Annotated in this window: 1 protein-coding gene; it reads left to right on the top strand. The window is 46.2% G+C overall.

Going from position 1 to position 383, the window contains the following annotated elements:
• Window positions 1-383 (top strand): BMP family ABC transporter substrate-binding protein (locus A3738_RS09830; RefSeq protein ID WP_156504166.1); only part of this gene is annotated, 383 nt, incomplete at both ends.

The following is a 383-nucleotide window of genomic DNA, read 5'->3' as shown; positions in this document are numbered from 1 at the left end:
AAGATGACTGAATCTAACGTACTTGGCTACGTTGCTTCATTCCCAATCCCAGAAGTAATTCGTGGTATCAACGCATTCACTAAAGGCGCGAAAGAAGTAAACCCAGACGTTCAAGTAAAAGTTGTTTGGGCGAGCACTTGGTACGACCCAGCCAAAGAGCGTGAAGCTGCAGAAACCTTGATCCTTCAAGGTGCAGACGTTCTTACTCAGCACACTGACTCAGCAGCAGTTATTCAAGCAGCTGAAGCGAAAGGTAAGTACGCGATCGGTTATCACTCAGATATGTCTGAGTACGGTGAGAAAGCACACCTTACAGCAGCTATTCACAACTGGGGTCCTCTTTACTTGAAGAAGGCTCAGCAAGTTCTTGATGGTACTTGGAA

The sequence above is a fragment of the Oleiphilus sp. HI0066 genome (assembly GCF_001635725.1).
This window is presented reverse-complemented; position numbering and strand designations above follow the sequence as displayed.